We start from the raw sequence: 26406 nt of genomic DNA, 5'->3' as shown, positions 1-26406 counted from the left end.
CAGGCTCGCCGAACATGAGCTGGTCGCGGATGGCCTGCACGCTGCGGCCCTCGCGCAGCAGCTGCATGTACCAGTTGCCGTCCACCGTGTCACCGTACAGGCAGGCGCCGACCAGTTTGTCGCCCTGGATCACGAGCTTCTTGTAGACGCCGCCCAGCGCATCGCTCAGGACGATCTCCTCCGTGCCCTCGCCGCCCTGGAAGCTGCCGGCAGAGAACAGGTCGATGCCCGTGACCTTGAGCTTGGTCGAAGTCAGCGAGCCCTGGTAGCGGCCGATGCCATGGTGGGCCAAGTGGTTGGCCGCCACCTTGCCCTGCTCGAACAGCGGTGCGACGAGGCCGTAGGCGATGCCGCGGTGCTGCGCGCACTCGCCCACTGCATAGATGCGCGCATCGGTCACGGTCTGCATGGTGTCGTGCACGACGATGGCGCGCTCGCAGTGCAGGCGCATCTGCTGCGCGAGCGCGATGTTGGGGCGGATGCCCACGGCCATGACGACGACGTCCGCTGGCACTTCGCGGCCGTCCTGCAAGCGCACCGCGCGCACGCGGCCGGCTTCGTTGCCGAGCAGCGCGGCCGTGTGCGCATGGAGCAGGAACTGCAGGCCGCGCTGCTCCAGCGCGCTGCACAGCAGTTCGCCGGCGACGCGGTCGAGCTGGCGCTCCATGAGCCATCCGCCGTGGTGCAGCACGCTGACCTGCATGCCACGCAGCGCCAAGCCGTTGGCCGCTTCCAGGCCCAGCAGGCCGCCGCCGATCACCACCGCATGCCGGTGCGTGCGGGCCGCCTCGATCATGGCCTGGGTGTCGGCGATGTCGCGGTAAGCGATCACGCCCTCCAGATCCTTGCCTGGCAACGGCAGCATGAACGGGTTGGAGCCCGTGGCCAGCAGCAGCCGGTCGTAGGCCGCCTCGGTGCCGTCCTCGGCACGCACGGTGCGGCGCCGGCGGTCGACAGCCACCACCTTCTTGCCCGCATGCAGCGTGATGCCGTTGGCGCCGTACCACTCCCAGGGGTTCAGCACGATCTCTTCGAGCGTCTGCTCCCCGGCCAGCACGGGCGACAGCATGATGCGGTTGTAGTTGGGGTGCGGCTCGGCACCGAAAACCGTGATCTCGTACAGGTCGGGCGCGATCCTGAGCAGCTCTTCCAGCGTGCGCACGCCGGCCATGCCGTTGCCGACCACCACGAGTTTCATCCTCTTCACCGGTTCGCTCCCGCCGCGCCGCTCAGGCGGCCTTCTCCACGTGGCCCTGGCGGGTGTAGAGGAAGTCGATCACCGCCTTGCGGTACATGACGTAGTTGCGGTCCTCAGCCAGCTCCACGCGCTGGCGCGGGCGGGGCAGATCCACTGCCAACACTTCGCCGATGGTGGCGGCCGGGCCGTTGGTGAGCATCACGATCTTGTCGGAGAGCAGCACGGCTTCGTCCACGTCGTGGGTGACCATGACCACCGTGCTCTCCGTCTTCTGCACGATGGCCAGCAACTCGTCCTGCAGCTTGGCGCGCGTCAGCGCATCCAGGGCACCGAAGGGCTCGTCCATGAGCAGCACCTTGGGCTCCATGGCCAGCGCGCGCGCGATGCCCACCCGCTGCTTCATGCCGCCGGAGATCTCGCCGGGGCGCTTGTGCGTGGCGGCGGTGAGGCCGACCAGGGCCAGCGCGGCTTCGGTGCGCTGCTTGAGCTGCGCCCTGGTCTCCTTGGCGCCGAACACGCGCTCCACGCCCAGGTGGACGTTCTCGAAGCAGGTCAGCCACGGCAGCAGCGAGTGGTTCTGGAACACCACGGCGCGCTCGGGGCCGGGGCCGGCGATCTCCTTGTTGGCGCACAGCAGCGTGCCCTGCGTCGGCCGCGTGAGGCCGGCGATCAGGTTCAAGAGCGTGGACTTGCCGCAGCCCGAGTGGCCGATCAACGCGACGAACTCGCCCTTGGCCACCGTGAGGTCGATGCTCTGGAGAGCGACGAACCGACCACGCGGTGTGTTGAAGGCCTGCTCGACGCCCTGGATCTCGATGTACTTCCGATCGTTCATGACTTCACCTCTTCGAACGTGAATGCCGATGCCAGTTTGACGAGTGCGGCCTCCAGCAGCAGGCCGACGATGCCGATCACGAAGATGGCGATGATGATGTTCTTGACGTTGAGGTTGTTCCACTCGTCCCAGACCCAAAAGCCGATGCCCACGCCGCCGGTCAGCATCTCGGCTGCCACGATCACGAGCCAGGCCGTGCCCACCGCCAGGCGCACGCCGGTCAGCATGTAGGGCAGCACGGCCGGGAACAGGATCTTGGTGACGATCTTCCATTCCGACAGGTTCAGCACGCGGGCCACGTTCATGTAGTCCTGCGGCACGCGCTGCACGCCCACCGCGGTGTTGATGACCATGGGCCAGATCGAGCAGATGAAGATGGTCCAGATGGCGGCCGGGTTGGCGCCCTTGAAGACCAGGAGGCCGATCGGTAGCCAGGCCAGCGGCGAGACCGGGCGCAGCAGGCTGATGAGCGGGTTGAACATGCGCGACAGGAAGGTGAAGCGCCCGATCGCGAAGCCGGCGGGGATGCCGACCAGTGCCGCCAGGCCGAAGCCCAGCGCCACGCGCTGCAGCGAGGACAGCACGTTCCAGCCCACGCCCTGGTCGTTCGGGCCGTTGCGATAGAAAGGGTCGCTGAACACCTCGACGGCCTGGGCCCAGGTGTCGCGCGGGGTCGGGATGCTGCCGGCGGTGGCGACCGAGACGATCTCCCAGAGCACGACCAGCAGGCCCAGGCCGGCCAGCGGCGGCAGCACGCGCAGCCACAGGCCGCGCCAGTCGAACGGCGGCTTGCGCACGGCGGTGGGCGGGGCCGTGCGGGCCGCGTCGTTGGCAGCAGCCTTGGGCACGACCTTGAGGTCGCGCACGGGGGGCTCGGGCGGCGCGGCCTCGAGCGGGGCATGGAAGACAGCGGAAACCATAGGGTGCTCCTTCTGCGGCGCTCAGGCCTTGACCTTGAAACCGTCGGCGTACTTGGCCGGATCCTTGCCGTCCCAGACCACGCCGTCCAGCAGGCGGCTGGTGCGCATCACGTCCTTGGGAATGCCGGCCTTGGCGGCCGTGGCGGCCTGCTTGTACAGGTCGATCTTGTTGATCTGCTTGGCCACGCCCAGGTAGTCCGGGTGCTCCTTGAGAAGGCCCCAGCGCTTGTGCTGGGTCAGGAACCACATGCCGTCCGAGAGGTAGGGCATGCCCACCATGCCGTCGTTGTAGAACTTCATGTAGTTCGGGTCGTCCCAGGTCTTGCCCAGGCCGTTCTGGTAGCGGCCCAGGATGCGCTGGTTGATCACGTCCACGCTGGTGTTGACGTAGGCCTTGTCGGCCACGGTCTCGGCCATCTTCATCTTGTTGGACAGGCTGGCGTCGATCCACATGCTGGCCTCCAGGATGGCGGCGACCACGGCGCGGCAGGTGTTCGGGTTCTTCTGCGCGAACTCGGCCGTCGTGCCCAGTGCCTTCTCGGGGTGGTCTTTCCAGATGTCCTGCGTGGTGACGGCGGTGATGCCGATGCCGTCGGCCACGGCGCGGTGGCCCCAGGGCTCGCCCACGCAGTAGCCATCCATGTTGCCGATGCGCATGTTGGCCACCATCTGGGGCGGCGGAACCGTGGTGATCTTGCTGTCCTTCATCGGGTTGATGCCCGCCGAGGCCAGCCAGTAGTACAGCCACATCGCGTGCGTGCCGGTCGGGAAGGTCTGGGCGAAGGTGTATTCGCGCTTGTCCTTGGCCATCAGCTGCGCCAGTGAGCCGGCGTCCACCGCGCCCTTGTCGGCCAGCTTCTTGGACAGCGTGATGGCCTGGCCGTTGTGGTTCAGGTTCATGAGTACGGCCATGTCCTTCTTGGGGCCGGAGACGCCCAGGTGCACGCCGTACACCAGGCCCCACAGCACATGGGCCATGTCGAGCTCGCCATTGACCAGCTTGTCGCGCACGCCGGGCCAGCTGGCCTCCTTGCTCGGGATGATCTTCACGCCGTACTTCTGATCGATGCCCAGCACCGAGGCCATGACCACGCTGGCGCAGTCGGTCAGCGGGATGAAGCCGATCTTCACTTCCTTCTTTTCGGGCGCGTCGGAGCCCGCGGCCCAGGCGCCGCGCGCGACCAGGTCGCCCAACAGCGCGGTGGTTGCCACGGCGCCGGCTTTGCGGATGAAGTCGCGCCGTGCCGGTGCCGGGCGGGGAAAGGCGGATGGGGTCATGCGAGCTCCTGCAATGAAAGGAAGCGGAAAAACAAAAACGGCGCCCATTTCTCGACCGCGCGTGCGCGGTACGGAGAAATGGACGCCGTTGTCCAGTTGGCTGGTGAGCCTGAAACCCTGGCCGCCTTTGGCCGGGATCGTGGCTCAGCCTATGCAGTTCGCGTGCCAACCTTCAGTTGGTGCACGATCGGTTGCAGCAACCTTTGTGAATCAATGACTTGGCGCTCCGACCCTGGACTGCTCAGCCGGGTGGCAGCGCGCAATCGTGGTGCATGGGCGCTTGGGCGGCACAAAACTTGTGCGGCGCAGCAGCTCGATCTCAGAGGTAGTCGGAGAGCGCCAGCACCGACTGCGCCACGTCCAGCAGCTTGCGGTTCTGGTTCATCGCGGTCTGGCGCAGCATCTTGTGAGCGTCCGCCTCGCTGAGCTTGCGAGTGGCCATCAAGAGGCCCTTGGCGCGTTCGATGATCTTGCGTTCGTTGAGCGAGGCACGCACGGTGTCCAGCTCGTCGGTCATCTGCTGCAGCCGGCGCGCCTGGTCCTGCACGAGGTCGAGGATGGAGCGCTCCAGGTGCGGCCCGTAGCTGGGCGCCGGCTCGCCGGTGTCGGCGCCTCCGGCCGCACGCACCAGCGCATCGCGGATGGCCTCGTGGTTGCGCAGTTCGTCGCGTGCCTTGGCGATGCGCGAGGCGCACAGCTGCAGCAGCTGGGCCGCCAGCAGCTCCTCGACGCCGCGCATGGCGTCGATGCGCTGCGTGCAGCAGTCGTACCAGCCCTGGGCCAGTTCCGGGTCGAGCAAGCCGTCGGCGCGTGGCGTGCAGCCGATGCGGCGCAGCCGTTCGAGTTCGGCCTGGGTACGCGTGTCCACGGCTGTGCGCCAGGCCGCCTGCGCCGCCGTATCCGAGAAGTCGAGCGCGATGCGAAAGCACCGCTCCTGTGATTCGATGAGTTCCAGCCACTGCTGGGCGCGGCCGCTCTCCATCTGGCCTTCGGCGAAGCAGGCGCCGCCGAAAGCGCGTTCCTGGCCGGCGAACTCCTTGCCCTGCATGAAGTTGAACAAGGCCACGAGCGCGCGCGAGATCTGCGGATCGGTCGCGCTGTCGGCGGCCTCGAACACCACTTGCAGCAAGCCGGCCACGAGCCGCACGAAGGCGGCCGTGGCCGCCTGTGGCGTGATCGCCAGGGCGGCGATGTCGCGGCGCAGCGCGGGCAGTCCGTCCAGCGCCTGCAGCACCGTGGCGATGCGCCCGAACAGCCGTGCGCCGTTGCGCACCGCGGTGCCCTGGGTGTCCATCGCGTCGAAATGCCGGCGCAGCTGCATGGCGGCGGCATCGCATTCGCGCAGCTGATCTTCGCGGGCCTGCGCGAAGCGGGTGCCGCGCGAGCCGAGCAGCAGGTTGGACAGCCCGCGCTCGCGCTGCAGCGCATGCACGAGCTGGCCGATCAAGCCCACCAGCTCGCCGGTGAGCGCGAGCTGTTCGAGGTCGCCGATCTCGCATTCGCGCGCGGCGATCAAAAAGTGCAGTCCAGATTTCATCGTGGTGGCCATGGAATTCAGAGCAACAACCGTGCCGCGCCCGCGGGCTCACTACACTCGCGCCCCATGCTGGTATTGGGATTCGAGTCTTCCTGCGACGAAACGGGCGTGGCGCTGGTGCAGTCGGAGGGCGCGCAGCTGCCGCGGCTGCTGGCGCACGCGCTGCACAGCCAGGTGCGCATGCACGCCGATTACGGCGGGGTGGTGCCCGAACTGGCCAGCCGCGACCACATCCGCCGTGCGTTGCCGCTGGCCGAGACCGTGCTGCGCGAGGCGGGCCGCAGTGTCGCCGAGGTCGATGTCGTCGCCTACACGCGCGGACCGGGCCTGGCAGGGGCGCTGCTCGTCGGCGCAGGTGTGGCGTGCGCGCTGGGGGCGGCGCTCGACAAACCCGTGCTGGGCGTGCACCACCTGGAAGGGCATTTGCTGTCGCCCTTCATGAGCGCCGATCCGCCGCAGTTTCCGTTCGTGGTGCTGCTCGTGTCCGGTGGCCACACGCAGCTCATGCGCGTGGACGGTGTGGGCCGCTACGCCATGCTGGGCGAGACCATCGACGACGCGGCTGGCGAGGCCTTCGACAAGTCGGCCAAGCTCTTGGGCCTGGGCTACCCAGGCGGACCGGCGTTGGCGCGCCTGGCCGAGCAGGGCGATGCCAAGGCCTTCGCGCTGCCGCGGCCGCTGCTGCACAGCGGCGATCTGGATTTCTCGTTCGCCGGCCTCAAGACTGCTGTGCTGACCCAGGCCAGGAAGCTCGGCGACGCGCTGCCCGAGCGCAGTGCCGACCTGGCGGCTTCCACGCAGGCCGCCATCGTCGACGTGCTGGTGCGCAAGTCGCTGGCCGCGCTCAAGGAGAGCGGGCTGCAGCGCCTGGTCGTGGCGGGTGGGGTGGGGGCGAACCGGGAACTGCGTGCGCAGCTCGATGCCGCGTGCGCGAAGAAGAAGGTGCGGGTGCATTACCCGGAGCTGGCGCTGTGCACCGACAACGGCGCCATGATCGCCATGGCCGCTGCCATGCGCATGCAGGCCGGCGTGCAACACGCCGACAGGCGTTACGCCTTCGACGTGAAGCCGCGCTGGCCGCTCGACGCGATCTGAGGGAGCAGACGGCGCCGGGCGGGGTGCGGAGCGCGGAGCAGCTTACTGGATGGCCAACGGGGTCACGTTGCTCTGCGGCAGCTTCTTGGCCAGCTTGAGCGTCAGCACACCGTTCTCCAGCGTCGCGCTGCTTGCAGCGGCATCGATCTCCAGCGGAAGTTCGTAGGCGGCCTTGACCTTGCGTGCTGCAGCCTCGGTGCTCTCGATGCGCACCACGGCGCCTTCGATGCCGATGTTTAGCTGGTCCTTGGCCACGCCGGGCAGGTCGACCGACAGCGTCCAGCTGTTCTCGTCCTGGCTCAGGCTGTGGCCCTTGGTGCCGCTTTGGCGCACGTAGGCGACGTCGTTGAAGAAGCGCTCGAAGCTGCGGTCCAGCGTGCGCAGTGCGGGGCTGTAGCTGGCCTGGCGGATGACGGGGGCGAAGAACATGGTGGAACTCCTGATCTCTTTACACTCCGCGGCTCTCACCGTGAGCGCCGCATGCCTCCAATCTGCGTGCAGCGCTTTGATTTTCAAGAGGATTTTTTGAATGCAGGTAGCACGTCGACGGGTCTTGAAAAGCGCTGCAGCAGCGCTATCTGTGACGGCCTTTCCGTTCGTGGCCGCACAGCCCGCACCCGTGCGCGTGGCCATGATCGAGACCTTGAGCGGCCCGTTCGCCAACACCGGCGAGGCCGTGTTCCGCAACCTCGTGTGGGCGGCAGAACGTGTGAATGCACGCGGCGGCGTGAACTTGTCCGGCGGTGCACGACCGCTGGCCATCACGCGCTACGACAGCAAGGGCCAGAACGAGGAGGCGCTGAGTGCACTGCGCTCGGCCATCGACGATGGCGTGGGTTTCGTGGCGCAGGGCAATTCGTCGGCGACGGCGGCAGCCTTGCTCGATGCGCTGAACAAGCACAACGAGCGCGAACCCAGGCGGCGCGCGCTGTTTCTGAACTACTCGGCCGTCGATCCGGTCCTGACCAACGAGCGCTGCAGCTTCTGGCACTTCCGCTTCGACGCCCATGCCGACATGCGCATGGCCGCGCTCATGGAGGTGCTGCGCGAGGACGAGACGGTCAAGAGCGCCTACCTGATCGGCCAGGACTACAGCTTCGGTCAGGCCGTGTTGCGCGAAGCGCGGCGGCAACTGCAGGTTCAACGGCCCGACATGGCCATCGTCGGTGACGAACTGCATCCCATGGGCCGCGTGAAGGACTTCCTGCCCTATGCGGCCAAGATCAAGGCCAGCGGCGCGGGCGCTGTCATCACGGGCAACTGGGGCAACGACCTCACGCTGCTGGTCAAGGCGGCGCGCGAGTCCGGCTTCGAGGGCAAGTTCTACACCTTCTACGGCAATGCGTTGGGTGCACCTGCGGCGCTCGGTGATGCCGGCATCGGCAAGGTCATCGCTGTGGCCGACTGGCTGCCCAACCTGCCGGGTGCAGCGAGCGAGGCCTTCTACCAGGCCTTCCGCCAGCGCTACCCAAAGCCTGCGGACGACTATGTCCACATGCGCATGCAGCTCATGGTCGAGGCCCTGGCCCAGGCCATCGAGAAGGCCGACAGCCTGGACGCCGTGAAAGTGGGGCTGGCGCTGGAGCAGGCGAGTGTCACGCTGCACGGACAGAGCGGCCGCATGCGGGCATCCGACCACCAGTTCCAGCAGACCCTGGTCGTGGGCGTGATGGACCGCCAGGGCGCGCCGGGCGTCAAGTTCGACGTGGAAGGCTCGGGCTACGGCTTTCGCGTGGTCAAGCAGGTCGCGGCCAGCCGCGCCGCGCTGCCGACCAGTTGCCAGATGGCGCGCCCGGCCGCTTGAGGCTCAGCTTGCGTAGCCGGCGCAGGCGCCGGCGTTGGGCCGGCCCTTGCATTCGCGGAGCAGCCGGCGTTCGCGTTCGCGGGCGCTTTCCTGCGTACTGCTCGGGATGAACTTGGGCGCGGCCGCTTTCCGCTTCGGCGGCGGGCCGTTCTCGGCCTTGGCGGCCGCGGCGGGCAGGGCCGTCCACAACCCCAGCGCCAGACAGGCCGCAGACAGCGGGATGGACATGTGCATGATGGTTTCTCCCAGGGACTGCGCAGTGTGTGCCACGCACGCCGCCGCTACCATGGCCCGCAGCGTGAACCATTGCCCAATCCCATGAGAAAAGCCATCCAAGACCTCGCCGAATCGCAGATCCGTGAGGTGGCCAATGCCGGCATCGGCCGCGACGACGTGCTGCCGTTCTGGTTCGGTGAGAGCGACGAGGTCACGCCCGCGTTCATCCGCGAGGCCGCCATCGAATCGCTGCAGCGCGGCGAGACCTTCTACGCCCACAACCTCGGCCTGCCGGAACTGCGCGAAGCCATCGCGGGCTACATGTCGGCATTGCATGGCGCGATCGCGACGGAACGCATCGCCGTCACCTCCGGTGGCGTCAATGCCTTGATGCTGGCCGTCCAGTGCCTGGTCGATCCGGGCGACGAGGTGGTTGCCGTGACACCGGTGTGGCCCAACCTCACGGCCCAGCCCCTCATCCTGGGCGCGCGCCTGCGCTGCGTGCCGCTACGGCCCGTGGATGGGCAATGGACATTGGACCTGGACGCGCTCCTGGCCGCCATCACCCCGGCCACGCGGCTGCTGATCGTCAATGCCCCGAACAATCCGACGGGCTGGACACTGCGCGCCGAAGAGCAGGCCGCGCTGCTCGCGCATTGCCGACGCACCGGCACCTGGATCCTGGCCGACGAGGTTTACGAACGCCTGTATTACGCGCCCGCAACGCTGGCCTGCGCGCCAAGTTTCCTCGACCAGGCGGAGCCCGACGACCGGCTGGTGGTCGTGCACAGCTTCTCCAAAAGCTTCTTGATGACGGGCTGGCGGCTCGGCTGGCTGGTGGTGCCCGCCACGCTGACCCAGGCCATGGGCAAGCTGATCGAGTTCAACACCTCCTGCGCCAGCGTGTTCACGCAGCGCGCTGCACTGGCCGCGCTGGCACGCCGTGACGAGGTCACGCCGCGCGTCGTGGAGCATTTGCGCCAGTGCCGTGACACGCTGGTGCCGCTGCTGGCCGCCATGCCGCAAGTGCGCGTGTCGGCGGCCCAAGGGGGCATGTACGCGTTCTTCCAGCTGGAAGGGGTCGACGATTCCCTGGCCGTGGCCAAGCGGCTGGTACGCGAGGCCGGCTTGGGGCTGGCGCCGGGCTCGGCCTTCGCCCCGCAGGCCCAGGGCTGGTTGCGTTGGTGCTTCGCCTCGCGCGACCCGCAGCGATTGGTCCAGGGCGCAGAGCGACTGGGCCGCTGGCTGAACGAGCAGCGAGCGTGAGCGATTCTGCATACCTACGTATTTGCACTTAATTGCATACATAAAAAAGCTGTTATCTTTTTGTTTCGTCACAAAACCAGGTGTATTCACCCGGAAACGTGAAATTTTTGTGTACTGCGTTACAACTCGCCGCTTTAAGATTTGTTCACTCTGGTGCCGAATCGGGTGTCCGGAGTTGAGCCGAGCAAGTTGTCTCCTACAGGTGTGCGATGGACCGAATTTCCGCGATGCGTGTGTTCAGTGAAGTGGTGACGCGTGGCAGCTTCACGGCGGCCGCCAACACCTTGGGCATGTCCAGGGCCATGGTGACCCGGCACATCGGCGAGCTCGAACGCTGGCTGGGCGCACGCCTGTTGCAACGCTCCACGCGCCGCCTGTCGCTGACCGAGGCGGGCGAGGCTTGCGTGGTGCGCAGCCGCCAACTGCTCGAACTCGTCAACGATGTGGAGCAGGTGGTCGGCCAGCGCGACACGGAGCCGCACGGCCAGATCCGCGTGCAGTGCAACCCCGCATTCGGCCAGGCCTACCTGTCCGCCATCTTGGTGGACTACCTCGCGAAGTACCCGCGCACCAAGATCGATCTGGTGCTCAGCGACCAGCCGCTCAATCTCGTCGACGAGCGCATCGACCTGGCCATCCGGATGACCAACGAGCTGGATCCCGCGCTGATCGCCAAAAAGCTCAGCACCTGCCGTGCCGTGCTGTGCTGCACGCCAGCCTACCTGGAAAAGAACGACGCTCCCAAGACGCCAGACGACCTGACGCAGCACAACTGCCTGTCCCATTCGCGCGTGGAAAAGAGCCAATGGAGCTTTTCGCGCCAGGGCGAGGAATGCCTGGTGCAGGTCTCGGGCAGTTTCAGTGCCAACGACACCATGAGTCTGGTGGAGGCGGTCCGCGCCGGCGGTGGCCTGGCCGTGTTGCCGAACTATGTCGTGGCGCCGATGCTGCGCGACGGCGAACTGGTCAGCGTGCTGCCCGACTGGCATGCCGACGAGCTGGGCATCTATGCGTTCTACATCTCGCGCCGCCACCAGCCGGCGAGCCTGCGCACGCTGCTCGATTTCCTGAATCAGCGCCTGGGCAGCACGCCGCTGTGGGAACGCTGATCAGCCTGACCGGAAGAATGCGTCCAGCGAAGGCAGTAGATCGGGGAAATCCGCGCTGAAGCGCGGGCGGTTCACGAAGTAGGCCTCGCAGGCCACCGCGAAGAATTCGTCCAGGCTTTTGCTGCCGTAGCTGTCCAGCCAGGGCAGTTCCCCACCGAAGCGTTCGGCGACCACCACTTGGTCGCAGAACTGCGCATAGGCTTGCTCCCAGATCTCGAACCACTGACGGCGTGCGTGGGCTGCGCTGCGCGCGCCCATGAAGCCGGGCGGCAGGGGAGGGCAGCCATCGGGCGCGCCATCGGCCATGTCGAGCTTGTGCGCGAACTCATGGATGACCACGTTGTAGCCTGCGCCCGCGCTGTCGCCCGCCTCGCGGACGGCCTGCCAGCTCAGCATCACCGGCCCCTGGTCCATGGCCTCGCCGGCCAGCACTTCGTCGTAGGCGTGGACCACGCCGGTCTCGTCGACGGTTTCACGGCGCGCGACGACGTCGCCGGGCTGCACCACGATGCCGACGAAGTCGGCGTACCAGCGCAGCACAGAGCCGCGGCCGGGCGTGCCGCCGCCCGGCCGGGCCGCGAGGTGCAGCAACGGCAGGCAGGCCTGGGCGGCGATGGCGATGGCCATTGAATCGGTGACCTGCAGGCCGTCGGCGCCGTGGAATTCCTTTTGGGCCAGGAACTCGGCGCTCAGCGCGCGCAGGCCTTGCTGCTCGTCGGGGGAAAGGGCCTGCAGAAAGCCATAGTCGGCCAGCACGGCCTGCCAGAGCGGATCGGGGATGGCGCGCGGCGCGCGCTGCCACCAGCGCTGCCACCAGCGCAGCAGCCGGCCCCAGCCGCCGCTCATGCAGCGGGTGTGACGGCGATGCGCCGGGGCGGGGCGTCGGTGGCCAGCCGCAGCAGTTCCAGCCGCGGCGGCTGGGCCGTCGCTTCCCAGTCGCTCATGACGATGCGCTGCAGGCCTTCGCCCAGGTCGTGGTCGGCCGGCATGTGGGTGTGGCCGTGGACCAGGGTGTCGCTCTGCGCGGCGCGCAGCCAGGCGCGGGCCGCGTCGGCATCGACGTCGGCATAGCCCAGGCCCTGGTCTTTGCGCTGTTCGCTGGCCTGGCGGATCTGCCGTGCCATCTGCCGACGCATGGCCAGTGGATGCTGCAGCGAGGCCTTCTGCCAGGCCGGGTTCTGCACCTGCAGGCGGAACCGCTGGTAGGCCACGTCGTCCAGGCACAGCGCATCGCCGTGGCTCAGCAGCCAGCGGCGGCCGCCGAAAACCAGCAGCGTGGGGTCGTGCAGCAACTGCATGCCGGTGGCGGCCAGCCCGGCGGCGCCGAACAGGAAGTCGCGGTTGCCATGCATGAAGTACACGGGCCGCTGCGCCGCCACGGAACGGATCACTTCGGCGCACTGCCGTTCGAACTGCCCGAGCGGACTGTCGTCGCCCACGGCCGGGTCGAGCGCATCGTCGCCGACCCAGACCTCGAACAGGTCACCCAGCATGAACAGCGCATCGGCGCGGCTTAGCGTGACGGCCTGTCGCCAAGCGGCGAACGTGGCCGGCTCCTCCGGACGCAGGTGCACATCGGACAGCAGTTCGATGCAGCGCCAGTCGCTGGGCGCGACGAGTTCGGCGAACGTCGGCAGGGCCGGCTGCGGCTGCATCAGAGTGCGACGGCCTTCTCGATGACCACGTCTTCCTGCGGCACGTCGTCGTGGAAACCCTTGCGGCCCGTCTTCACGGCCTTGATCTTGTCGACGATCTCGGTGCCGCCGACGACCTTGCCGAACACGGCGTAGCCCCAGCCCTGGGCCGAGGGTGCGGTGTGGTTCAGAAAGGCGTTGTCGACCACGTTGATGAAGAACTGCGCCGTGGCCGAGTGCGGGTCGTTGGTGCGCGCCATGGCCAGGGTGTACTTGTCGTTCTTCAGGCCGTTGTTGGCCTCGTTGTTGATCGGCGCATCCGTGGCCTTTTGCTTCATGCCGGGCTCGAAGCCACCGCCCTGGACCATGAAGCCCGGGATCACGCGGTGAAAGATGGTGTTGTCGTAGTGGCCCTTCTTCACGTAGGCCAGGAAGTTCTCGGCGGACTTGGGCGCCTTCTCGGCGTCCAGTTCGATCGTGATGACGCCGTAGTTGGCAATGTGCAGTTCGACTCGGGGTTGGCTCATGTCATTTCACCAGGGTTGCGGATTGGATGAGGATGGGCGTCTGCGGCGCATCCGTTGGGAAGGGGCCGCCCGGGCCGGTCGGCACGGCCTTGATCTTTTGTACCACGTCCATGCCGGCGACGACCTTGCCGAACACCGTGTAACCATAGAGCTGCGGCGCACCCACCAGCTGGGCGCGCGGCACGTTCTCGTAGGTGCGGCCCTGGTAGGTGAACTTGGCGACCGGGTCGCCGTCGGGGATCTGCACCGGATCGAGAAAGGCGTTGTCGGCCACGTTGATGAAGAACTGCGACGAAGCCGAGTTCGGATCGTTGGTGCGCGCCATGGCCAGCGTGCCGACCACGTTGCGCGGGCCGCCCTTGGCCAGCGCGGCGCGGCCTTCGTGTTCGACCGGCGCACGCGTGGCCTTTTCCTTGTAGTTCTTGTCGTAGCCGCCGCCCTGGACCATGAAGTTCGGGATCACGCGGTGGAAGATCGTGCCGTCGTAGTGCTTGTCGCGCACGTACTGGAGGAAGTTCTCCACCGTCTTGGGCGCCTTGTCGGGGTAGACCTCGACCGTGAAGTCGCCCGCGCTGGTCTTGAACAGCACGCGCGGTGCATCGGCGGCATGGCTCAAGGGCGCAAGCGCGAGGCCGGCAGCCAGCACGAGGGCGCGGCGCGACAGTGAAAGCAGACGAGCGGTCATGTGGGACGGGGGTGGTGGAATGCGAAGACGTGCCGCGGCAGGCGGCACGTGGCGAGCGGGCGCGGCTTACTTGCCGCTGGCGCGCGGCTTGGCGGACTGGGGCGCCAGCATGGTCGTCAGTGCCGCGACCTTCTGCGTGGCTTGCGGGTTGTTGGCCTGCAACTGCAACGAGCGGCTGTACGACTGGCTCGCCAGCTTGGCGTAGACGTCGCCCAGGTTCTCGTGCGCGGTGGCGTAGTTCGGGTTCAGGCGGATCGCCATCTCCAGCGCCGCGCGCGCCTTGTCGTACTGGTTCTGGCCGGCGTACAGCACGGCCAGGTTGTTGTAGGGCTCGGGCAGTTCGGGGAATTCCTGCGTGATCTGCGTGAGGGTCTCGACCGCTTCCTCGGGCTTGCCCTGCTCGGTCTGCACCACGCTCTTCAGAAAGCGCATCTGCGGATCGCGCGGTTTGCCGGCCAGGTACTGCTCGACCTTGGCGCTGGCTTCGGTCAGCTTGCCGGCGCGCACGAGTTGGCCGACCTCGGCATAAGGGTCGGCTTGCGCGATGGCCGCCTGGCCGGCCCAGGCCGCGCCAGCGATGGCGAACACGCGCGCCAAATGCAGGGCGGAAGGCAGGATGCGGGATAGCGCTTGCTTCATAGAACCTCTTGCTGCAATACGTAAAGACAGCCTGCGCACGCGGCTATAGAATGCCGGCGATTCTAGCCGAGGGGGGTGTGCGGCCCGGCGCAGCGCCAGCGCGGCCACCCTTGTGAACAAGCGGGCCAGGACGGCCCGATCGACCCCCAGGATGTCCCCGAACAGTCCTGTGTTTTCCCGGATTCCATGAGTTTGCGCATCTACAACACGCTGACGCGTGCGTTGGACGTTTTTTCGCCGATCGAGCCCGGCCATGTCCGCATGTACGTCTGCGGCATGACCATCTACGACCTGTGCCATGTGGGCCATGCCCGCATGATGATGGCCTTCGACGTGGTGCAGCGCTGGCTCAAGTGCAGCGGCCTGCGCGTGACCTACGTGCGCAACATCACCGACATCGACGACAAGATCATCCGCCGTGCCGTGGAGCGTGGCATCACGATCCGTGCGCTGACCGACGAGATGACGGCGGCCATGCACGCCGACATCGGCGCCCTGGGCATCGAGCCGCCCACGCACGAGCCGCGCGCCACCGAGTACGTGCCGCAGATGCTGGGCCTGATCGAGACGCTGGAGGGCAAGGCGCTGGCCTACCGCGCCAACAGCGGCGATGTGAACTTCTCCGTGCGCAAGTTTCCGGGCTACGGCAAGCTGTCCGGCAAGTCGCTGGACGAACTGCGTGCGGGCGAGCGCGTGGCCGTGCTCGATGGCAAGGACGACCCGCTGGACTTCGTGCTCTGGAAGGCCGCCAAGCCCGAGGAGCCCGCGGATGCGCAATGGGACAGTCCCTTCGGCCGTGGCCGGCCCGGCTGGCACATCGAATGCTCGGCCATGAGCTGCGCGCTGCTGGGCGAGAGCTTCGACCTGCACGGTGGCGGTGCCGACCTGCAGTTTCCGCACCACGAGAACGAGATTGCGCAGAGCGAAGGCGCCAGCGGCAAGCCATTGGCGCGCTTCTGGGTGCACAACGGCTTCGTGCGCGTGGACAACGAGAAGATGTCCAAGAGCCTCGGAAACTTCTTCACGATCCGCGACGTGCTCAAGAAGTACGACGCCGAGACGCTGCGCTTCTTCATGGTGCGCACGCACTACCGCAGCCCGCTCAACTACAGCGACGCGCATCTGGACGACGCCCGCAGTGCGCTGCGCCGGCTCTACACGGCGCTGGAGTCGGTGGCCCCGGCCGAGCTGGCGATCGACTGGTCCCAGCCGCACGCCGCCCGCTTCAAGGCCGCGATGGACGAGGACTTCGGCACACCCGAGGCTGTGGCCGTGCTGTTCGACCTCGCAGCCGAGGTCAACCGCACGCGGTCTGCCGAGACCGCTGGATTGCTCAAGGCTTTGGCCGGTACGCTGGGTTTGCTGCAGGGCGACCCGGTCGCGTTCAAGCGGTGGCGCCCCGCCGATGCGGTGGAAGGCAGAGCAGCCGGCCTGACGCCCGAGACCATCACCGCGCAGATCGCCGCCCGCGCTGCCGCCAAGGCTGCCCGCGACTTCGCCGAGGCCGACCGCATCCGCAAGAGCCTGCTGGAGCAGGGCATCGTGCTCAAGGACAGCCCGACCGGAACCACCTGGGAGGCCGCGCAGTGATGCATGCTCCCCTGGCGCCGCGCGCTGTCGCGGCGAGGATGGCCCATGGCAGCTAGGGCGCGCAAGATGGCCGACATGCCCGTGGTGCAGGTCTACACGCCGGAGTACTGGCAGGACGCCTGCCGCCACCTGGTGCGCAAGGACCGCGTCATGAAGCGGCTGATCCCGCAGTTCGGCGACGCCTGCCTGGAAACGCGCGGCGACGCCTTCATCACGCTGGCCCGCAGCATCGTCGGCCAGCAGGTCTCGGTGAAGGCCGCGCAGACCGTGTGGGACCGCTTCGCACTGCTACCGCGCCAGCTGACGCCGGCCAGCGTGCTCAAGCTCAAGGTCGACGACATGCGCGCGGCCGGCCTGTCGGCCCGCAAGGTCGAGTACCTGGTCGACCTGGCCCTGCATTTCGAATCCGGCGCGCTGCACGTGCGCGACTGGCACGCGATGGAGGACGAAGCCATCATCGCCGAGCTCGTCGCGATCCGCGGCATCGGCCGCTGGACCGCCGAGATGTTCCTGATCTTCCACCTGATGCGGCCCAACGTGCTGCCGCTGGACGACATCGGGCTCATCAACGGCGTGAGCCAGAACTACTTTTCCGGAGACCCTGTGAGCCGCAGCGACCTGCGCGAAGTGGCGGCCGCCTGGGCCCCCTTCGCCAGCGTGGCCACTTGGTATATTTGGCGATCACTCGACCCGCTGCCGGTCGGGTACTGAACAGGAAAGAAGGAGAGCGGCTTTGCCCAAAAGAACCTTCCTCGATTTCGAACAGCCCATTGCGGACCTCGAATCCAAGATCGAAGAGCTGCGCTACGTGCAGACCGAGTCCGCCGTCGACATCTCCGCCGAGATCGACCAGCTCGGCAAGAAGAGTCTGCAGCTGACCCGCGACATCTACGGCGTGCTGACGCCGTGGCAGATCACCAAGATCGCGCGCCATGCCGAGCGGCCTTACACGCTCGACTACGTGAACGAGATCTTCACCGACTTCGTCGAGATGCACGGCGACCGGCACTTCGCCGACGACCTGTCCATCGTCGGCGGGCTGGCGCGCTTCAACGGCCATGCCTGCATGGTGCTGGGCCACCAGAAGGGCCGCGACACCAAGGAACGTGCGCTGCGCAACTTCGGCATGACCAAGCCCGAGGGCTACCGCAAGGCCCTGCGGCTCATGAAGACGGCCGAGAAGTTCAAGCTGCCCGTGTTCACCTTCGTCGACACGCCGGGTGCCTACCCGGGCATCGATGCCGAAGAGCGCGGCCAGTCCGAGGCCATCGGCCGCAACATCTACGAGATGGCGCAGCTCGAGGTGCCCATCATCACGACCATCATCGGCGAGGGCGGCTCCGGCGGTGCGCTGGCCATCGCGGTGGCCGACCAGGTGCTGATGCTGCAGTACTCGATCTATTCGGTGATCAGCCCCGAGGGCTGCGCCTCGATTCTGTGGAAGACCTCCGACCGCGCGCAGGACGCAGCCGATGCGCTGGGCATCACGGCGCACCGGCTCAAGGCCCTGGGCCTGATCGACAAGATCGTCAACGAGCCCGTGGGCGGCGCGCACCGCGACCACAAGCAGATGGCGGCCTTCCTCAAGCGCGGCCTCAACGACGCGTTCCGCCAGGTCAGCGACCTCAAGGTCAAGGAACTGGTGGACCGGCGCTACGAGCGGCTGCAGAGCTACGGCCGCTTCAACGACACCAAGGCCGACAAGTAGGCCGGCGATGGCAGGCGCCGCACCGCTGCATGTGAGCCGTGGACTGGAACGCCTGCCGGCACTGTGTGCCGCCGCTGGCTGCCAGCTGCCAGAGGGGCTGCAGCGCTTCTATTTCCTGCGCCACGGGCAGACCGCGCGCAATGCGCTGCGCATCTTCCAGAGCATCGATGAGCCGCTCAACGAGACCGGCTTGGCCCAGGCCGAGCAGGCCGCGGCGTGGCTGGCCGAGGAACTGGCCGGCAGCACAGGCGTGCACATCGTCTGCAGCGATGCGCCGCGCGCGCTGACCACGGCGCGCATGGTCGCGCGCCGGCTTGCGCACGAGGAACGCCTGCATGCGGGCCTGCGCGAGCGCCATTTCGGCGCGTTGATCGGCACCTCGTCGGCCCACATCGACTGGGATTGCGCGCCCGAGGGCGGCGAGACGCTGGACCAGTTCGTCCACCGTACGCTGGTCGCCCTGGCCGAAGCCGTGGCCCATCCAGCGCCCGTGGTGGTCGTGGCCCATGGCGGCACGCTGCACGTGCTGGCCTGCGCGCTGGGCGTGGTGCTGGATGCGGCGCTGCTTGCCAACGCCACGCCGCTGCGCTTCGACCGTGCAGGGGTCGGCTGGGCCGTCACGCGGCTGGGCAGCGCAGCCCCGGCGGAAGCCGCACCCAATCTGGCCTGAGCCCTGGCGATGGCCGCTACGGGCCTGTACCTGTTCGACACGGCCATCGGCCGCTGTGGCATCGGCTGGGGCCCGCGTGGCATCGCTTCCGTGCAGTTGCCCGACCGCAGCGAATCGCGGCTGCTGGCCCGGCTGCGCCAGCGCCTGCCCGGCGCGCAGATCGCTTCACCGCCCGAGGCCGTGCGCGGCGCGGCCGAACGCACGACCGCGCTGCTCGCTGGCGCGCGGGACGACCTGCTGGACATCGCGCTCGACATGGACGGCATCGCGCCCTTCCACCAGGCCGTCTACGCGCGCGCCCGCGCGATCCCGCCGGGCCGCACCATCACCTACGGCGAACTCGCGGCCGACATCGGCGAGCCCGGTGCCGCGCGTGCGGTCGGCCAGGCCCTGGGCCTCAACCCCTTCGCCCCCATCGTGCCCTGCCACCGCATCCTCGCGGCCGGTGCGCGCTCGGGCGGCTTCTCGGCGCCCGGCGGCGTGGACACCAAGCTGCGCATGCTGCTGGCCGAGCACGCCGCGTTCGGCGAACCGGGCCTGTTCGACTGATCAGCTGAACTTGGGCGCGCGCTTCTCGATGAAGGCGCGCACGGCTTCCTCGTGGTCTGCCGTCTTGTGCGCGATGGCCTGGTAGCCGGCCGACATTTCCAGCAAGGACTCCAGCGTGCTGTTCTGGCCTTCGCGCAGCAGCCGCTTGGTCATGCGCAGCACACCGCCCGGGTTGGCCGCGATCTTGGCCGCCAGCGCGCGTGCCTCGGCCATGAGCGCCTCGGCCGGCACCACACGCGACACCAGCCCGCAGGCCAAGGCCTGCTGCGCGTTGAGCGCCTCGCCCGTGAAGGCCATCTCGGCCGCCTTGGACATGCCGACCGCGCGCGGCAGCAGCCAGGCCCCGCCGTCACCGGGCACGATGCCGACCTTCACGAAGCTTTCGGCGAAGGTGGCGTTCTCGGACGCGATGCGGATGTCGCACATGCAGGTCAGGTCCAGCCCCGCGCCGATGGCCGGGCCGTTGATGGCGCAGATGGTCGGCACGTCCAGGTGGTAGAGCGCCTTGGGAATGCGCTGGATGCCGTTGCGGTACTCCTCGCGGATCACCTCGGGCGACAAGGTGCTGCCGAAGAAGCGCTGCATGTCCTTGACGTTGCCGCCCGAGCTGAACACGGGGCCGGTGCCCGTGATGATGACGGCGCGCACCGAGGTGTCGCGGCGGATCGCGTCGCAGGCCTGCATGAACTCGTCGACGGCCGTGTTGCCGGTCAGCGCGTTGCGCGTTTCCGGCTGGTTCATGGTCAGGATCAGGATGGCGCCGTCGCGCTCGGTGGTCAGGAAGCTCATGTTCTGTTTTCCGGTGAATCGTCCACGGCGCTGCGCACCGTCCCTTGCGTCTGGAACGCAGCGGAGCTGGTGGCCGCGGAGCAGGCCAAGTCAGGGCACCCGCGGAACTGGCTCTGCCAGGCCGCTGGGTGCGCCCCCTTCGCGCAGCAGAAGGGGGAGCGGCGAAGCCGCCTGGGGGTTGTCATGCGAGTTCCGTGGCGGCGCGGATCGTATCGAGCACGAGGGCCTCGCCGCTGTCCAGGTGGCGACGGCCGGCCACGCCGTGCCAGTAGGACTCGCTGCCGGCGGCCTGGCGCCACGCGTGCAATCGGCGCGTGTAGAGCTGCAGGTCGAACTCGGCCGTGAAGCCGATCGCGCCGTGGATGGCGTGGGCCATGCCGGCCACCTCGAGCGCGGCTTCGCTGGTGCGGGCCTTGGCAATGGCCACGTGCAGCGCTTCGGGGACGAGGTCGGTGGCGCGGCAGCCCAGTTGCGCAGCCGTGCGCGCGGCGAACACATGCTCGGCCATGACCGCGAGCTGGTGCTGGATCGCCTGGAACTTGCCGATGGGCCGGCCGAATTGCTGGCGCTCGTTGGCATAGGCCAGCGTGCGGTCGAACGCGGCACGCAGGGCGCCGGCCAGCTGGGCGGCGTACAGCACCGCCTGCAGCAGGTGCAGTGCCTTGGCATCGCCCTGGACGGGGGTGCCGGCCTCCCAGGCCTGAGCGGGCCAGCGCAGCGCCACGTCGAGCACGAAACCGGCAGGCAGGGCCTGGGCGGTGGCCACGGGCAGCAGCCGCACGGCACCGCCTCGCGCCACCAGCACCTGGTCGGCCACGCGGCCTGTGCGCACCAGCGGGCAGACCAGCTCGCCGTTGCCGGCTTCGGCCTCGGCGAACACGGTGCTGCCGCTTGGTGCGGCCACGCCGGCGCGCGCCAGCCAGCCGCGCGCGAGCACGGTCTCGCCCAGTGGCACGGGCAGGGCATGCGTGCCGCACAGGCTCAACACACCGAAGACCTCGTGCAGCGCCAGGCCCGCGCCGCCCTGGGCTTCAGGCACCAGCGCGTCGGCGAAGCCGGCCTGCTCGATGGCCTGCCAGAGCGTGCGGTGGTCGCCGCCGGCCTCCATGGCGCGCACGGCATCAGGGGTGGAGAGGTCACGCAGCAGTTGCGCGACCGCGTCGGAAAACAAGTCGTCCATGGTCTCCTCGTCCTTCTCAGCGCAGGCCCAGGCCGCGCGCGATCATGCCGCGCAGGATCTCGCGCGTGCCGCCACGCAGCGAGAACGAAGGCGCGACCTGGGTCACGTAGTCCAGCGTCTGCAGCAGTCCCAGCGGCACGCTGCCCTCGGGCCGCGAGAACAGGTCGTCGGCGATGGCCGCCGGGATCAGCTGCTCCACGCCCGTGCCCAGGTCCTTGACCAGCGCGGCCTCGACCAGCGGGCTCTCGCCGCGCGTGAGCCTCTCGGTCACGGCCACCGACATGGCGCGCAGCGGCGCCAGCGCACAGACGATGCGGCCGGCCAGGCGTTCGGCTGCGGGCGTGCGGCCGTCCTGGCGCACCCAGGTCGCCCATTGGTCGAACAGCACGATGCTGGAGAACAGCCGCTCGGGCCCGCTGCGCTCGAAGGCCAGTTCGGCATTGACCTGCTCCCAGCCCTTGCCCTCGGCGCCGACCAGCGCGTCTGGGTCCAGCTGCACGTTGTCGAAGAACACCTCGCAAAAGTGCGCGTCGCCCGACTGGTCGGTGATGGGCCGCACGCGCACGCCCGGCGCCTTCAGGTCCACGATCAGCTGCGACAGGCCCTTCTGCCGGTCCTCGGGCGCGCCCGAGGTGCGCACCAGCGCGATCATGTGGCTGCAGTGGTGGGCGTTGGTGGTCCAGATCTTCTGGCCGTTGAGCAGCCAGCCTGTGCCGTTGGGCGTGGCGCGCGTGCGCACGCTGGCCAGGTCGGAGCCGGCGCCAGGCTCGCTCATGCCGATGCAGAAGTAGGACTCGCCGCGGCAGATCGGCGGCACGTAGCGCTGCTTCTGGGCCTCGGTGCCGTAGCGCAGGATCAGCGGTGCGCTCTGGCGGTCGGCGATCCAGTGCGAGCCCACGGGCGCGCCCCAGTTCAGGAACTCCTCGACCAGCACGTAGCGCGCAAAGGCGCTGCGTCCGCCACCGCCATAGGCCGGCGGCAGCGTGATGCCGAGCCAGCCCTGGGCGCCCAGCTTGCGGCTGAAGGCCGGGTCGTAGCCGCTCCAGGATTTGGCGCGCACGTGGGCGGGCACGTCCTTCAAGGCCTCGGCCAGGAAGGCGCGCACGGGGGCGCGCAGGGCCTCGTCCTCGGGGGGGATTTCTGTCAGGGTCAGGGAATCAAGTGCGCTCATCCCAAGGCACCTTTCTGTTGAAGTTCATCGATGTCGTTCTCGCTCATGTTGAGGACGTCGTGCAGCACCGCGCGCGTGTGCTGGCCCAGCTGGGGCGGGGCCTCGCGGTACTGCACGGGCGTGTCCGACATCCTGATGGGGTTGGCCACCAGCGCCACCTCGGCGCCGGCCGCGTGCGGCATGGCCATCTGCAGGCCGCGCGCGCGCACCTGCGGGTCGGCGAATACATCGGCGATGGTGTTGATGGGCCCGCAGGGCACGCCGGCCTTCTCGAGCAGCGCGATCCATTCGGCCGTGGTCCGTTGCACCGTGGCCGAACGCAGCAGCGGGATCAGCACCTCGCGGTGCTGCAGCCGGTCCGCGTTGCGCACGAAACGCGGGTCGCTCGCCCATTCGGGGTGGCCGGCCGCCGCGCAAAAGCGCGCGTACTGGCCGTCGTTGCCCGTGGCCAGGATCATGTGGCCGTCGGCGGTCGGGAAGTCCTGGTAGGGCACGGTGTTGGGATGCGCGTTGCCCATGCGCTGGGGCGCCTGGCCGCTGTGCAGGTAGTTCATGGCCTGGTTGGCGAGGCAGGCCACGCCCACGTCGAGCAGCGCAAGGTCGATGGACTGGCCGCGGCCCGTGCGCGCCCTGGCGTGCAGCGCGGCCTGGATGGCGTTGGCCGCGTACAGGCCGGTCAGGATGTCGGTCAGCGCCACGCCCACCTTCATGGGGCCTGCGCCGGGCGCGCCGTCGGGCTGGCCCGTGATGCTCATGAGCCCGCCCATGCCCTGGATCAGGAAGTCGTAGCCCGCGCGCTGCGCGTAGGGGCCGGTCTGGCCGAAGCCCGTGATCGAGCAGTAGACCAGGCGCGGGTTCAGCGCCGACAGCGTCGCGTAGTCCAGGCCGTAGGAGGCCAGGCTGCCGGTCTTGAAGTTCTCGACCACCACGTCGCTCTGCTGCGCGAGTTCCTGCAGCAGCCGCTGGCCCGCGGGCGTCTGCATGTCCACCGTGATCGAGCGCTTGTTGCGGTTGGTGCAGAGGTAGTAGGCCGCGTCCGTGGTCGGCGCGCCCTGGCCGTCGCGCACGAAGGGCGGGCCCCAGGTGCGCGTGTCGTCGCCGCTGCCTGGGCGCTCGACCTTGATGACCTCGGCGCCCAGGTCGCCGAGCAACTGCGCGGCCCAGGGGCCGGCCAGCACGCGCGAGAGGTCCAGCACGCGGATGCCCGCGAGGGCGCCTTGCGCCTGTGTCATTGCAGCTCGACCTTGGCCTGGCTCGCGATGCGCTTCCACAGCCGGATCTCCTCGGCCTGGAAGGCACGCATCTCCTGCGGGCCGCCCTGCATGACCTCGGCGCCGATGCGCTCGTAGAAGGCGCGCGTCTCGGGCATGCGTTCGATCTGCGTGAGCAGCGCAGCCAGCTTGTCGGCCTCGGCCTTGGGCGTCTTGGCCGACACCATGGCGCCGACCCAGGTGTAGGCCGTGAAGCCCGCCAGGCCCGCTTCCGTGGCGGTGGCGACCTCGGGCAGCGCAGCGGTGCGCTTGTCGGACGCCACGGCCAGCGCGCGGATGCGCCCACCCTTGACCATCTCCTGCGCGCTCGTCATCTCGGCGAAGGCCAGCTCCACGGTGCCGGCCGCGACCGCCGCCACGGCCTCGTTGGCGCCCTTGAAGGGCACGTGCGTGGTCTGCACCTTGGCCGTGTCGTTGAACAGTTCGGCCATGAGCTGGTAGCCGGCCGAGCCGGCGCCGTAGTTGAGCGCGGTCGGCTTTGCCTTGGCTGCGGCGATCAGCTCGGCCAGGGTCTTGTGCGGCGAGCTGCCCGGCACGATCAGCAGCGCCGGCGAGCGCATCATCATGCTGAGCGGCGCGAAGTCCGTGACCGGGTCGTAGGGCAGGGACTTGAACAGCGCCACGTTGACGGCCAGCGTCGAGTTGCTGCCGACGAAGACCGTGTAGCCGTCGGCCGGCGCGGCCAGCACGGCCTGCACCGCGAGGAAGCCGTTGGCGCCGGCCTTGTTCTCCACCACCACGGGCTGGCCCGTCAGCGCCGAGAGCTTTTGGCCGAAGTAGCGGGCCGAGGTGTCGGTGCCGCTGCCGGGCGGGAAGGGCACGACGAACTTGATCGGCTTGTGCGGGAAGTCCTGGGCCTGGGCCGGCATGCCGGCAAGACAGCTCAGGGCGGCGGCGAGGGCCAGCAGGGCGCGGCGGTGCGGCATGCGCTTGTCTCCATCATTCTGGTGGCGCCGACCATAGCGCCGCCCCTATAGGGCGTCCAATACCGATTTGGGGCCATCTGATACCGGCATCGAATCAGGCGGGCGGGCCCTGCGGTCTGTCACGCCGGCAGCGCGGCGACAATGCCGCGATGACCCAAGGCAAGCGCATTTCCACAGACATCGGCGACCACGCCTTGCAGACCATCCGGGCACTGGGGGCGGCGGCCAAGGCCGCGCGGCTCGCGGCAGGCGAGGGCCAGGCCGCTGCGGCCGCGCGCCTGGGCGTGCACGTGCAGACCATCGGCCGCGTCGAGGCGGGCGAGCCCGGCGTGTCCATCGGCCACATGGTCGGCCTGCTGGCGCTCTACGGCGTCGTGGTCCGGCCGCAAGCGCCGCAGGACCGCTGAGCCATGGCGCCCCATCCACAGGCGGGCGGCGCCGCGGCGCTGCGCACGCTCGCGAACGGCGTGCGCCTGCTCGCCGTTCCCATGCCGCATGTGCAGAGCGTCAGTGTGGGCGTCTTCTTGCGGGTCGGATCCCGCGACGAGACGCCGGCCACCAACGGCATCGGCCATGTGCTGGAGCACATGGCGTTCAAGGGCACCGCCACGCGCTCCGTGCAGGCGATCAATCTGGACGCCGAGCGGCTGGGCGCCGATGTCAACGCGTTCACCGGCAAGGATGCCACGGGCTACTTCATGACGGGCCTGGGCCGGCATGCCGGGCAGCTCTTGCGCATGACGGCCGACATCGTGCTGAACAGCACCTTCCCCGCGCACGAGCTGCAGCGCGAACTGCAGGTGATCCGCCAGGAGGCCATCGAGTACGACGAGGATCCGCAGGACAGCGCCGACGACCTCCTGGACCGTGCCATCTGGGGCGATGCCCCCATGGGCATGCCCGTGATCGGCACCCTCGCCAACATCGAAGGCTTCTCACGCGACGACCTGCTGCGCCACGTGCAATCGCACTACGTGGCGGACAAGACCGTCGTCGCCGCGGCCGGCAACTTCGACGTCGCGGCCTGGATGGCGCTCGCGGCGGAGCTCTTCGGCGCGATGCCCACAGCGCACGATCCCTCGGCCACAAGGCCTCCGGCGCCGGCGGCCTATGTCGGTCAGGCCGTGGTGCGGCGCTTCACGCAGGTCTCGCAGGTGTTTTTGAACATCGCCTACCCGGTGGCGCCGGCGCGGCCTGATGCGATGTCCCAGCAGCGCTGGCGCCTCGTGGCGGCGGTGGCCGCGAACCTGTTCGGCGGCGGCATGTCCTCGCCCCTGGTCGACACGGTGCGGGAAAAGCTCGGCCTGGCCTACACCGCCGAAGCCACGATCGACAAGGGTGACGTCTGGGCCAACTTCGTCGTGCACGCGGTGACGACCCCGGACAAGCTGGACGCGCTGGTCGCGGCCACCGGCGAACTGCTGCGCGCGCAGGCGGCAGCGGTCGATCCCGTGCACCTGGAGCGGGCCAAGAACCAGCTGGCCGTGGCGCGCGTGCGTGCCGCGGAACGCACCTATGCCACGATGGAGCAAGCCGTCGAAGAACTGCAGGCCAGTGGCAGCGTGCTGTCGCTGGCCGACGCGCTGGCCACGGTCGATGACATCGGCGCGGACGAAGTGCGCGCGATGTTCCAGCGCATGCTGGCCCATGCGCCGGCGCTGGCGATCACGGGCAAAGGCGCCAGTGCACGGAGTGCGCGGCAGCTGGCCGCGCGCCTGTCGGGATCCGGCCCCGGACGGACCCGGTCGGCAGCGCCTTAGCCCGGATCTTTCGTGAAGAAGGGGTCGGCAGCCTCGTGCCGAGGCGCGT

At 68.6% G+C, this 26406-nt stretch carries 27 protein-coding genes and 1 pseudogene; 11 read left to right on the top strand and 17 right to left on the bottom strand.

Features of this window, described 5'->3' with window-relative positions:
* Nucleotides 1–4 precede the first annotated feature (4 nt).
* The 5 genes and pseudogenes from IE209_RS30600 to IE209_RS30580 form a co-directional block, all read right to left on the bottom strand.
* Nucleotides 5–1207, bottom strand: a pseudogene (locus IE209_RS30600) (NAD(P)/FAD-dependent oxidoreductase); the annotation flags it as partial.
* Nucleotides 1208–1229: 22 nt separating this feature from the next.
* Complete coding sequence (locus tag IE209_RS30595) at nucleotides 1230–2033, bottom strand: ABC transporter ATP-binding protein (protein ID WP_189690640.1); 804 nt, start codon at nucleotides 2031–2033, stop codon at nucleotides 1230–1232.
* Nucleotides 2030–2953: a nitrate ABC transporter permease gene (ntrB, locus tag IE209_RS30590; RefSeq protein WP_189690639.1), complete on the bottom strand. Its 924-nt coding sequence runs from the start codon at nucleotides 2951–2953 to the stop codon at nucleotides 2030–2032. Before ntrB ends, IE209_RS30595 begins: the two co-directional genes overlap by 4 nt.
* 21 nt (nucleotides 2954–2974) lie before the next feature.
* Complete coding sequence (locus IE209_RS30585; protein WP_189690638.1) at nucleotides 2975–4231, bottom strand: CmpA/NrtA family ABC transporter substrate-binding protein; 1257 nt, start codon at nucleotides 4229–4231, stop codon at nucleotides 2975–2977.
* A gap of 319 nt (nucleotides 4232–4550) precedes the next feature.
* Nucleotides 4551–5768, bottom strand: coding sequence for a nitrate regulatory protein (locus IE209_RS30580; protein WP_189690637.1), 1218 nt, complete (start codon nucleotides 5766–5768; stop codon nucleotides 4551–4553).
* Nucleotides 5769–5834: 66 nt separating this feature from the next.
* On the opposite strand from IE209_RS30580, the gene tsaD reads away from it, so the two are divergent.
* Nucleotides 5835–6863: a tRNA (adenosine(37)-N6)-threonylcarbamoyltransferase complex transferase subunit TsaD gene (gene tsaD, locus IE209_RS30575; protein WP_189690636.1), complete on the top strand. Its 1029-nt coding sequence runs from the start codon at nucleotides 5835–5837 to the stop codon at nucleotides 6861–6863.
* 42 nt (nucleotides 6864–6905) lie between these two features.
* Here tsaD and IE209_RS30570 read toward each other — a convergent pair whose 3' ends face one another.
* A complete protein-coding gene (locus tag IE209_RS30570) occupies nucleotides 6906–7292 on the bottom strand; it encodes an Hsp20/alpha crystallin family protein (protein WP_189690635.1) in 387 nt (128 codons plus the stop codon).
* Between the two features lie 100 nt (nucleotides 7293–7392).
* Between IE209_RS30570 and IE209_RS30565 the strand changes: the two genes are divergently transcribed.
* A complete protein-coding gene (locus IE209_RS30565; protein WP_189690634.1) occupies nucleotides 7393–8667 on the top strand; it encodes a branched-chain amino acid ABC transporter substrate-binding protein in 1275 nt (424 codons plus the stop codon).
* 3 nt (nucleotides 8668–8670) lie between these two features.
* On the opposite strand, the gene IE209_RS30560 is transcribed toward IE209_RS30565, so the two are convergent.
* Nucleotides 8671–8895, bottom strand: coding sequence for a hypothetical protein (locus IE209_RS30560; RefSeq protein ID WP_308433239.1), 225 nt, complete (start codon nucleotides 8893–8895; stop codon nucleotides 8671–8673).
* 78 nt (nucleotides 8896–8973) lie between these two features.
* Between IE209_RS30560 and IE209_RS30555 the strand changes: the two genes are divergently transcribed.
* On the top strand, nucleotides 8974–10149 hold the full coding sequence (locus IE209_RS30555; RefSeq protein ID WP_268245984.1) for a pyridoxal phosphate-dependent aminotransferase: 1176 nt from the start codon (nucleotides 8974–8976) through the stop codon (nucleotides 10147–10149).
* Between the two features lie 227 nt (nucleotides 10150–10376).
* Nucleotides 10377–11258 carry a LysR family transcriptional regulator gene (locus IE209_RS30550; RefSeq protein ID WP_229883144.1) on the top strand — a complete coding sequence of 294 codons (882 nt, stop codon included), beginning with the start codon at nucleotides 10377–10379 and terminating at the stop codon, nucleotides 11256–11258.
* Here the strand turns inward: IE209_RS30550 and IE209_RS30545 are convergent, their stop codons facing one another.
* The 5 genes from IE209_RS30545 to IE209_RS30525 form a co-directional block, all read right to left on the bottom strand.
* Complete coding sequence (locus IE209_RS30545; protein WP_189690630.1) at nucleotides 11259–12104, bottom strand: M90 family metallopeptidase; 846 nt, start codon at nucleotides 12102–12104, stop codon at nucleotides 11259–11261.
* On the bottom strand, nucleotides 12101–12913 hold the full coding sequence (locus IE209_RS30540) for a UDP-2,3-diacylglucosamine diphosphatase (protein ID WP_189690629.1): 813 nt from the start codon (nucleotides 12911–12913) through the stop codon (nucleotides 12101–12103). Before IE209_RS30540 ends, IE209_RS30545 begins: the two co-directional genes overlap by 4 nt.
* A complete protein-coding gene (locus IE209_RS30535; RefSeq protein WP_189690628.1) occupies nucleotides 12913–13419 on the bottom strand; it encodes a peptidylprolyl isomerase in 507 nt (168 codons plus the stop codon). The genes IE209_RS30540 and IE209_RS30535 overlap by 1 nt, the downstream gene beginning before the upstream one ends.
* A gap of 1 nt (nucleotide 13420) precedes the next feature.
* Nucleotides 13421–14104 carry a peptidylprolyl isomerase gene (locus tag IE209_RS30530; RefSeq protein ID WP_189690627.1) on the bottom strand — a complete coding sequence of 228 codons (684 nt, stop codon included), beginning with the start codon at nucleotides 14102–14104 and terminating at the stop codon, nucleotides 13421–13423.
* Between the two features lie 66 nt (nucleotides 14105–14170).
* On the bottom strand, nucleotides 14171–14743 hold the full coding sequence (locus tag IE209_RS30525) for a tetratricopeptide repeat protein (RefSeq protein WP_189690626.1): 573 nt from the start codon (nucleotides 14741–14743) through the stop codon (nucleotides 14171–14173).
* Between the two features lie 186 nt (nucleotides 14744–14929).
* Between IE209_RS30525 and cysS the strand changes: the two genes are divergently transcribed.
* Genes cysS through IE209_RS30500 form a run of 5 tightly spaced genes read left to right on the top strand, consistent with a single transcriptional unit; the run spans nucleotide 14930 to nucleotide 19260 of the window.
* Nucleotides 14930–16333, top strand: a complete 1404-nt coding sequence (cysS, locus tag IE209_RS30520) for a cysteine--tRNA ligase (protein ID WP_189690625.1) — start codon at nucleotides 14930–14932, stop codon at nucleotides 16331–16333.
* 45 nt (nucleotides 16334–16378) lie between these two features.
* On the top strand, nucleotides 16379–17044 hold the full coding sequence (locus IE209_RS30515) for a DNA-3-methyladenine glycosylase family protein (RefSeq protein ID WP_229883143.1): 666 nt from the start codon (nucleotides 16379–16381) through the stop codon (nucleotides 17042–17044).
* Between the two features lie 22 nt (nucleotides 17045–17066).
* On the top strand, nucleotides 17067–18041 hold the full coding sequence (locus IE209_RS30510; protein ID WP_145552555.1) for an acetyl-CoA carboxylase carboxyltransferase subunit alpha: 975 nt from the start codon (nucleotides 17067–17069) through the stop codon (nucleotides 18039–18041).
* A gap of 7 nt (nucleotides 18042–18048) precedes the next feature.
* Nucleotides 18049–18711, top strand: coding sequence for a histidine phosphatase family protein (locus IE209_RS30505; RefSeq protein WP_189690624.1), 663 nt, complete (start codon nucleotides 18049–18051; stop codon nucleotides 18709–18711).
* A 9-nt stretch (nucleotides 18712–18720) separates the two neighbouring features.
* Nucleotides 18721–19260 (top strand): methylated-DNA--[protein]-cysteine S-methyltransferase, encoded by a 540-nt coding sequence (locus tag IE209_RS30500; RefSeq protein WP_189690623.1) that lies wholly within the window; start codon nucleotides 18721–18723, stop codon nucleotides 19258–19260.
* On the opposite strand, the gene IE209_RS30495 is transcribed toward IE209_RS30500, so the two are convergent.
* The 5 genes from IE209_RS30495 to IE209_RS30475 all read right to left on the bottom strand — a co-directional run bounded on the left by IE209_RS30495 (nucleotide 19261) and on the right by IE209_RS30475 (nucleotide 24597).
* A complete protein-coding gene (locus IE209_RS30495; RefSeq protein ID WP_189690622.1) occupies nucleotides 19261–20049 on the bottom strand; it encodes a crotonase/enoyl-CoA hydratase family protein in 789 nt (262 codons plus the stop codon). It abuts the gene before it with no gap.
* Nucleotides 20050–20230: 181 nt separating this feature from the next.
* Nucleotides 20231–21229, bottom strand: coding sequence for an acyl-CoA dehydrogenase family protein (locus IE209_RS30490; RefSeq protein ID WP_189690621.1), 999 nt, complete (start codon nucleotides 21227–21229; stop codon nucleotides 20231–20233).
* A gap of 16 nt (nucleotides 21230–21245) precedes the next feature.
* Nucleotides 21246–22400 carry an acyl-CoA dehydrogenase family protein gene (locus IE209_RS30485; RefSeq protein WP_189690620.1) on the bottom strand — a complete coding sequence of 385 codons (1155 nt, stop codon included), beginning with the start codon at nucleotides 22398–22400 and terminating at the stop codon, nucleotides 21246–21248.
* Nucleotides 22397–23632, bottom strand: coding sequence for a CaiB/BaiF CoA transferase family protein (locus IE209_RS30480; protein ID WP_189690619.1), 1236 nt, complete (start codon nucleotides 23630–23632; stop codon nucleotides 22397–22399). Before IE209_RS30480 ends, IE209_RS30485 begins: the two co-directional genes overlap by 4 nt.
* Nucleotides 23629–24597, bottom strand: coding sequence for a Bug family tripartite tricarboxylate transporter substrate binding protein (locus IE209_RS30475; protein ID WP_189690618.1), 969 nt, complete (start codon nucleotides 24595–24597; stop codon nucleotides 23629–23631). Before IE209_RS30475 ends, IE209_RS30480 begins: the two co-directional genes overlap by 4 nt.
* A gap of 149 nt (nucleotides 24598–24746) precedes the next feature.
* Here IE209_RS30475 and IE209_RS30470 point away from each other — a divergent pair, with 149 nt between their 5' ends.
* Nucleotides 24747–25004, top strand: coding sequence for a helix-turn-helix domain-containing protein (locus tag IE209_RS30470; RefSeq protein ID WP_189690617.1), 258 nt, complete (start codon nucleotides 24747–24749; stop codon nucleotides 25002–25004).
* Nucleotides 25005–25007: 3 nt separating this feature from the next.
* Nucleotides 25008–26357 (top strand): M16 family metallopeptidase, encoded by a 1350-nt coding sequence (locus tag IE209_RS30465; RefSeq protein ID WP_189690616.1) that lies wholly within the window; start codon nucleotides 25008–25010, stop codon nucleotides 26355–26357.
* Nucleotides 26358–26406 lie beyond the last annotated feature (49 nt).

Origin of the sequence: Pseudorhodoferax aquiterrae (assembly GCF_014652235.1) — a bacterium.
GTDB lineage: Bacteria > Pseudomonadota > Gammaproteobacteria > Burkholderiales > Burkholderiaceae_C > Pseudorhodoferax > Pseudorhodoferax aquiterrae.
Note: the sequence above shows the minus strand (reverse complement) of the source record. Positions and strands in the feature narration are given on the sequence as shown.